The organism is Mucilaginibacter sp. MD40, from assembly GCF_002288635.1.
Lineage (GTDB): Bacteria > Bacteroidota > Bacteroidia > Sphingobacteriales > Sphingobacteriaceae > Mucilaginibacter.
In genome coordinates this window covers 2,555,096-2,561,830 of sequence record NZ_NRSW01000001.1, presented here as the reverse complement: position 1 = coordinate 2,561,830, position 6,735 = coordinate 2,555,096, and the positions used below count along the sequence as shown (strand labels likewise).

The 6,735-nt window shown below is 40.7% G+C and carries 9 protein-coding genes; 5 read left to right on the top strand and 4 right to left on the bottom strand.

The genetic code is table 11. The features are described 5' to 3' along the window. Positions 1-52: 52 nt before the first annotated feature. A complete protein-coding gene (kynU, locus tag CKK33_RS11560; protein ID WP_095704257.1) occupies positions 53-1,336 on the top strand; it encodes a kynureninase in 1,284 nt (427 codons plus the stop codon). A 27-nt stretch (positions 1,337-1,363) separates the two neighbouring features. Beyond that, positions 1,364-2,266 (top strand): histone deacetylase, encoded by a 903-nt coding sequence (locus CKK33_RS11555; protein ID WP_095704256.1) that lies wholly within the window; start codon positions 1,364-1,366, stop codon positions 2,264-2,266. Here CKK33_RS11555 and CKK33_RS11550 read toward each other — a convergent pair. The 4 genes from CKK33_RS11550 to CKK33_RS11535 are packed head-to-tail and all read right to left on the bottom strand — an operon-like array spanning position 2,263 to position 5,225. After that, a complete protein-coding gene (locus CKK33_RS11550; protein ID WP_095704255.1) occupies positions 2,263-3,630 on the bottom strand; it encodes an MATE family efflux transporter in 1,368 nt (455 codons plus the stop codon). The two genes, CKK33_RS11555 and CKK33_RS11550, sit on opposite strands and share 4 nt — an antisense overlap. Positions 3,631-3,674: 44 nt before the next feature. Beyond that, complete coding sequence (locus CKK33_RS11545; protein ID WP_095704254.1) at positions 3,675-4,298, bottom strand: helix-turn-helix domain-containing protein; 624 nt, start codon at positions 4,296-4,298, stop codon at positions 3,675-3,677. A 5-nt stretch (positions 4,299-4,303) separates the two neighbouring features. Next, positions 4,304-4,753 carry a GNAT family N-acetyltransferase gene (locus CKK33_RS11540; protein WP_198952464.1) on the bottom strand — a complete coding sequence of 150 codons (450 nt, stop codon included), beginning with the start codon at positions 4,751-4,753 and terminating at the stop codon, positions 4,304-4,306. A 1-nt stretch (position 4,754) separates the two neighbouring features. Further along, on the bottom strand, positions 4,755-5,225 hold the full coding sequence (locus CKK33_RS11535; protein WP_095704253.1) for a DUF4442 domain-containing protein: 471 nt from the start codon (positions 5,223-5,225) through the stop codon (positions 4,755-4,757). Between the two features lie 155 nt (positions 5,226-5,380). On the opposite strand from CKK33_RS11535, the gene CKK33_RS11530 reads away from it, so the two are divergent. From CKK33_RS11530 to CKK33_RS11520, 3 genes are all read left to right on the top strand, one after another. Further along, complete coding sequence (locus CKK33_RS11530; RefSeq protein ID WP_095704252.1) at positions 5,381-5,587, top strand: hypothetical protein; 207 nt, start codon at positions 5,381-5,383, stop codon at positions 5,585-5,587. Between the two features lie 167 nt (positions 5,588-5,754). Further along, positions 5,755-6,162 (top strand): hypothetical protein, encoded by a 408-nt coding sequence (locus CKK33_RS11525; RefSeq protein WP_095704251.1) that lies wholly within the window; start codon positions 5,755-5,757, stop codon positions 6,160-6,162. Further along, the gene (locus CKK33_RS11520; RefSeq protein WP_095704250.1) at positions 6,162-6,434 is read left to right on the top strand and encodes a hypothetical protein; all 273 of its coding nucleotides are present in this window, start codon (positions 6,162-6,164) and stop codon (positions 6,432-6,434) included. The genes CKK33_RS11525 and CKK33_RS11520 overlap by 1 nt, the downstream gene beginning before the upstream one ends. The last annotated feature ends 301 nt before the right edge of the window (positions 6,435-6,735 follow it).

The window sequence follows — 6,735 nt, the reverse complement described above, 5'->3', positions numbered from 1 at the left end:
CTTTTTTATATATTTTTCTTTGGCTATACATAGCTAATGCCTAATATTGAATATGATCTATCAGCGTAATTTAAACTTCGCGCAAGAGCAGGACGAGCAGGATGCTCTACGGCATTTAAGGAGCGAATTTCTTTTCCCGCGCCATAATAACCAGGCTGCGATATACCTATGCGGTAATTCATTGGGTTTGCAGCCACACTCTGCAAAACATTATATACAGCAACAATTAAATTACTGGGAACATTACGCAGTTGAAGGCTGGTTTAATGGCGAGGCGCCATGGCTTAGTTATCATAAGCAGTTATTGCCCGTATTGGCAGGTTTACTTGGCACCAGCGAAAAAGAAATCACGGTGATGAATTCGCTTACCATAAACCTGCACTTGTTAATGGTGAGCTTTTATAAGCCCGATCATAAGCGATATAAGATTATTATGGAGGCGGGTGCTTTTCCGTCAGACCAGTACGCGGTTGAAAGCCAAGTCCGTTTTCATGGCTTTAACCCTAAAGATGCCATTATTGAAGTAAGCCCAAGGCCGGGTGAGGTAACCTTGCATACGCAGGATATTATTGAGGCTATAGAAGATAACGCCGATGAAACCGCCCTTGTGCTTTTTAGCGGGATTAACTATTATACCGGGCAGCTATTTGATATGCAGGCTATAACAAAGGCAGGGCACAAGGCTGGCGCGCTTGTTGGATTTGATCTGGCACACGCTGCCGGTAATGTAGCCCTTAAATTGCATGATTGGGATGCAGATTTTGCCTGCTGGTGTTCTTATAAATATCTTAATTCGGGCCCGGGTGGCATTAGCGGTGTGTTTGTTCACGAAAAACATTTTGATAATCCTAAGCTTAATCGTTTCGCGGGTTGGTGGGGCTATCGCAGGGATAAACAGTTTCTGATGCAGCAGGGCTTTGACCCTGAAATGGGCGCACAGGGGTGGAGTGTAAGTACCAGTCCTATAATACTGATGGCCATGCACAAAGCTTCGCTGGATATATTTGAAAAGGCGGGGGGCATTAAACCGCTGAGGGCAAAAGGCGATCAACTAACGGCGTATCTCGAATTTCTGATCAATGATATTAACCGCGAATGTGGTGAAGAGATTTTCCGGATCATCACCCCAAAAAATATCTCGGAGCGGGGTAGCCAGCTTTCTGTAATATGCGCACGAGATGCGAAAGCTATTTTTAATTATTTGGCTGAGAACGGCATAATAGGCGACTGGCGCGAACCCGATGTAATCCGTTTAAGCCCTGTGCCGCTTTATAATTCCTTTACAGATGTTTATCAGGCTGCAGAATGCCTTTTAAAAGCGGTATCAAGTAGTTAAGTAAACTAATTTTTAGCTCGTCGTTATATGCTTAAGATAGCGTTTGATCCTATTTACTTACATCCGCTTCCGGATGGGCATCGTTTCCCGATGCTTAAGTACGAACTTATTCCTGAGCAGTTAAAGTATGAGGGTGTGGTAACGGATGAAAACTTTTTTTCACCGGAGATACTGGATGAGGAAACCATACTGCTTACGCACGATGACGATTATTGGCGACAGCTTAGAGAGCTTACATTGCCGCCAAAAGAGCAACGCCGCATCGGTTTTCCGCTTAATGCTGATTTAGTTGAACGGGAGCGGCGAATTGCCAAAGGCACCATAGATGGTTGCCATTATGCGATAGAATTTGGTATTGCCTTTAATACAGCAGGGGGTACGCATCATGCAGGCACTAATTGGGGCGAAGGTTTTTGCTTACTAAATGATCAGGCTATAGCTGCTAACTATTTGTTAAATAATGGTTTATATCAATCCATTTTAATTATTGATTTAGATGTACACCAGGGTAACGGAACCGCGCAGATATTTGAAAATGAACCCCGTGTATTTACTTTTTCTATACATGGTGATAAGAATTTCCCTTTCAGGAAAGAGCGGTCAGACCTGGATATACCGCTTAATGACGGTACCGGAGATGATGAATATCTTAAGTTATTGAAGAACGCATTGCCAGCCCTGATTCAACAGCACCAACCGGATTTTATATTTTATCTTTCCGGGGTAGATGTTTTATCGTCTGATAAGCTGGGTAAACTGTCCTTAAGTAAAGAAGGATGCAAAGAACGTGATAGGTTTGTTTTATCGCAATGCAGGCAAAATAATATCCCCGTGCAGGTAAGTATGGGCGGAGGATACTCGCCTCATATAAAAGATATTGTTGAAGCGCATTGCAATACCTATAAAGTAGCTGCCGAACTCTATTTTTAACCGGCTTGTAACTTCGATTGATTACTATGACTAATTTTATGAAAACGAATAAATAGCATAATCGACGAAGCCATTAAACCGCAAACCAGGCCATACCAAACCCCTTTAACTCCCCAGTTTAACTGTATGCCTAATAAGTAAGCGATTGGCAAACCGATGATCCAGTATGATACAAAAGTAATTACGGTTGGTTTATTCACATCGCCCATTCCCCTTAGTATTCCCAGGCCAACTACCTGCGTACCATCAAATAACTGGAAAAACGCAGCTACGATGAGTAGCTGAGCAGCAATTTGTATGACTTGCCTATCTGTAGTATACATCCAAGGTAACCACTGGTTACAGACTGCGAAAATAACTGCCGTTACACACATAAAGCCTATCACAATATGGTAATTTGAAATGGCCGATAACCTGAGGTGATGATGCTTACCCGCACCAAAGTAGTTTCCGGATTTTACAGCCGCCGCGGAAGAAACACCGCTAGCCATCATGTAGGTCATGCTAGCGAGAGATATGGCAATTTGATGTGCTGCCTGTTGTACAGGGCCGATAGTACCAATAAGAATAGATGCGCCACCGAAAGCGCTAAGCTCAAACGTGGCTTGTAATGCTACAGGCATACCTATTTTTAACAACTGCTTAATCCGTATCCATTGTACGTTGATAAGTTTGAAGCTCGAAAGATATTTTTTAAAAGCCGGTGAACGGAAAACATAAGTCCCCATAGCGATCGCCATCAGGCAACGGTCTATCAGGGTGCTATAACCCACACCACGTATGCCCATTGGCTTGATCCCAAACATTCCTTTTACCAGAACTATCCCTACCAGTATGTTCAGGATGTTGCCCACGATAGTAATGTACATGGCCTGTTTGGTAAAGCCCAGGCCTTGTGCAAATTGCTTAAAAGCGTCAAATATCAGCAGCGGAATAATAGAAATGCTCAGCAATAACAGAAAAGGTTTAGCCTGAGCCACAACAGCCACGTCCTGGTGCAGTTTGTCAATGAATAATTGCATTACCCCGTAAACTACGCTAAACAATACCAACCCTGTAAGTATGTTTAGCAGAAGGCTATTGCTAAGTAGTTTACCACATTCGGCAAAATTTTCCCGCCCGTTATGCTGCGCTATTAACGGTGTAATGCCATAACTAATCCCCAGACCAATTGCCAGCGGAACTAAAAACGTACTGATAGATAGTGAAACACCGGCAAGGGCATCGGTGCCGGCAAATTGTCCCACTATAATGGTATCTGACAGTTGTACCAGTGTATGGCCAACCTGCGACAGTACTACCGGAATGGCAAGCCCGAGGCTGTCTTTATAGTAGGGTTTATATTTCTGTAGATTTAAATTCATTTGCCGGCAGTGGAGGCGGCAAAGGTACATATTATGCCCTTAAACTACATCGCCGTGTAAAACTCTTCCTTTTCGGTGGTATGTACAGCCAGTACACCCGATAAAACAAGGTCAACAAGTATGCGCTGCGCTCGGCGCCGACCAATATTTAATAATGCGCAAAATTCCTTTACTGTTATGCGTTCTTTTTTATCCAAATGTTCAAGCAGCGCTTTCTCTTTAGATGAATATTCAATCAGCACGCCTTTTTCGTCTGCTCCACGGCGCAATACATCTACCACCACTTTACTGGCCAGCACACTTTTGTCTTTCACGCGAATGTATACCCACCATTTACCGTCTTCGGCCAGGGAATAATGCGGTTTTTCGGTACTTTCCGGTATATCTACCATTAGAACCGTTTTATCGTCATAATATATTTCTTCAAAGATAGGGTCGAGGGCCGGCCTGCAGAAGAAATGCGCCGCCCTGGTGATCATATATCGTTCTTCGGTCTCGTCTTTTACACCTTTTATAGTGCCATCATCCAAAACACCAATAAGTAAACGGCCGCCAACATTATTAGCGAACGATACCATTGTTTTCGCTATCTTTTCACAACTGGTGATGGTTTTTTTAAAGTCGAGTTTAACGCCTTCTCCCTCAAGTATCTGTCTCTTTAAATTCATTGCGTTTATTTATAAGGCGTAAATATTTCCATCCATCGGTCGGCTCCTTTGATCAACTCAAAGCCGAATTGTTTGTATAACCCATGTGCATCTGCTGTGGCTAATACAAAACGTCTTAATCCTTGTAAATCCGGGTGAGATATAATTGCTTGCATGAGCCATTTTGATAGGCCCGATTTGCGATGGGCTGATAAGATAAACACATCGCACAGGTAGGCAAAGGTAGCTTTATCTGTAATAACCCTGGCAAAACCAGCCTGTTCGTTATTTTTGTAAATGCCGAAGCACAGTGAATTTGTTATTGCTTTCCGTAATTTATCTTCGGGTATTCCCTTAGCCCAATAAGATTCAGTATTAAGGTAATTAAATATCTCGGCGAAATGCAGCAAACTATTATCAGTAGAAATATAATAGCCCTGGTTATGGTAATGGGCATCATTCATATAAACCGGCATGTTATAGTGGTTTAAAGTTTAGGTCGCGTATGTAAACTTCATTATTTAACGAAGCACAAATCTCATTATTATCGTTAAAAATCTCTACAGGATAGGTGCCTTCATATTTTCCATATACATCAATTGTATCTATTACTTCCTGTATCTGATGCTCGGTAATAGTGATAGTAAATTTTAAATTGCCGGTTGCTGGTATTAAATAATTTATTGTTGAGGATTTGGACCATATCTTTAACTTTCTTCCGGGTGATTGTAATATACGGTCAAATAATACCGGATAGAATGGGTCCGCTGCGGCAAATATAGTACCTCCGAAAATAGAACCGTTATAGTTCGTGTTCAGAAAACTTTTAATGATTGACACGTGCACACCTCTGAAATCTTTATTAAAACCCTTAACCCAAACGCGTTGAAAAAACAGGGGAGGATAGAAGCGCATGATCCATTTTAAGGTATTTTCTGATACCACCATTGCTGATAAATATCAGAAAAAATTACTTTGAATTTAATAAAAAGCTAATTTAATTGAAGGATAATTATGACCTGTTTCTCAAAGAAATATTGATAAATAATTAAACAATTTAACTGTTTAAAGGTTATCCATTTGTAAAACTATTAAAAACATCAATGAAAAAGCAAATTTTAAGTTTCGCAGCTGCTGCGATGATAATCGGTTCAATTGCAACAGGTTGCAGTTCCGAAAAGGCAACAAATGGTTCAGACAGCACCAAAACAGATTCAACTACAACAATGGCTCCTGGTGATACCACCAAAGCTGCTGATACAGTAATGAAAGACACCACAAAAAAAGATACTACTAAAAAGCCAATGTAATTTGGTTATCAAAATTATAAACGCCCGGATAAATTATCCGGGCGTTTTGTTTTAGTTTATTTTAGGTGATTTAATATTATTATAAAACTTTAAATAAATTCTCATCTTAAAAATTCATATAATTAACATTATGTTAAGTAAAAGTGTGTTTTACACCTTTTACTACTATGTCAATTATAGCAAATAATAAACCGAAAATACAGCCTGAACATTATTTCCAACACTTAAATGAGTTGGAGATGATACGTAAAAAAGGCAAACACACCATGTATAACAGCTTGCTAAAGCTGTTCAGGAAAAAAGGCATAAAGTGCCAAACGTTAAACAATCGTACTATCATCTGTGATGGTCTGTTAAGTGGCCTTTGGTTTACCCCCGATGGCACACGTTGTTCTATATCGCTGGCCGCTTGGCATCCAATGTATAACCCGTCTTTTTCATCAAAAAAAGTCGGCCTTACTTCTCTCAATTTGGTTGTCGATTATAGTATCGAAACCTTGTTTAATAAGCTTTTCAATAAAAAGGTTATAACAGCCGGTACACATCAATTTCTCACTACTTCAATCAAAGACTAATGCAAAAGCAATTACTTAAATCGGTAGTTGCTCGCAAGATTGCGGAAACTATCTCCCAGCCTATTGAAGAAATGACTGACCGCCTCGCTCTGCAGGCGCTTATCCAGCGGTATGAGGAAACTATCGAACGCACGAAAAACGACCTCGATAGACGGGAAAACATATTCGCAACACAGGACTTGCAAAAGTGCAAACAGAGGGTTAAACACCTCGACCGCTATATTTCTAAACTTCCACTTCAAACACCCCAATTAAACCTTTTTCAATCATGACACTATCTGAAGCTATTTATCTCGCTGGCCTCTACTTGGCCGCTACTGCTACGGGCTGTATGGTCGGTATAGCAGTGTTTAAAATTCTTGACTTTTTCATTTACCGTAAATTTTAAAACTATGTGGCCTTATTCTCAATATTATTCTATATGGGACGGTTTTAGAAATTCTCCTATCCCTGTTTATCAGCTTGTCATTAATGGCTTTATAGCCCGTAAATCCCGCTCTAATCGCAGAAATAAAAGGCGGCGTTAATGGATTTATCTTATATGCAACAATTCAAACTCCGCTGTTTTTCTTC

What these genes read in the sequence shown, in the direction of transcription:
- CKK33_RS11555 (WP_095704256.1), top strand. Translation starts at nt 1,364, where the DNA reads ATGCTTAAGATAGCGTTTGATCCTATTTACTTACATCCGCTTCCGGAT.
- CKK33_RS11530 (WP_095704252.1), top strand. Translation starts at nt 5,381, where the DNA reads ATGAAAAAGCAAATTTTAAGTTTCGCAGCTGCTGCGATGATAATCGGT.
- CKK33_RS11525 (WP_095704251.1), top strand. Translation starts at nt 5,755, where the DNA reads ATGTCAATTATAGCAAATAATAAACCGAAAATACAGCCTGAACATTAT.
- CKK33_RS11535 (WP_095704253.1), bottom strand. Translation starts at nt 5,225, where the DNA reads ATGGTGGTATCAGAAAATACCTTAAAATGGATCATGCGCTTCTATCCT.
- CKK33_RS11540 (WP_198952464.1), bottom strand. Translation starts at nt 4,753, where the DNA reads ATGCCGGTTTATATGAATGATGCCCATTACCATAACCAGGGCTATTAT.
- kynU (WP_095704257.1), top strand. Translation starts at nt 53, where the DNA reads ATGATCTATCAGCGTAATTTAAACTTCGCGCAAGAGCAGGACGAGCAG.
- CKK33_RS11550 (WP_095704255.1), bottom strand. Translation starts at nt 3,630, where the DNA reads ATGAATTTAAATCTACAGAAATATAAACCCTACTATAAAGACAGCCTC.
- CKK33_RS11545 (WP_095704254.1), bottom strand. Translation starts at nt 4,298, where the DNA reads ATGAATTTAAAGAGACAGATACTTGAGGGAGAAGGCGTTAAACTCGAC.
- CKK33_RS11520 (WP_095704250.1), top strand. Translation starts at nt 6,162, where the DNA reads ATGCAAAAGCAATTACTTAAATCGGTAGTTGCTCGCAAGATTGCGGAA.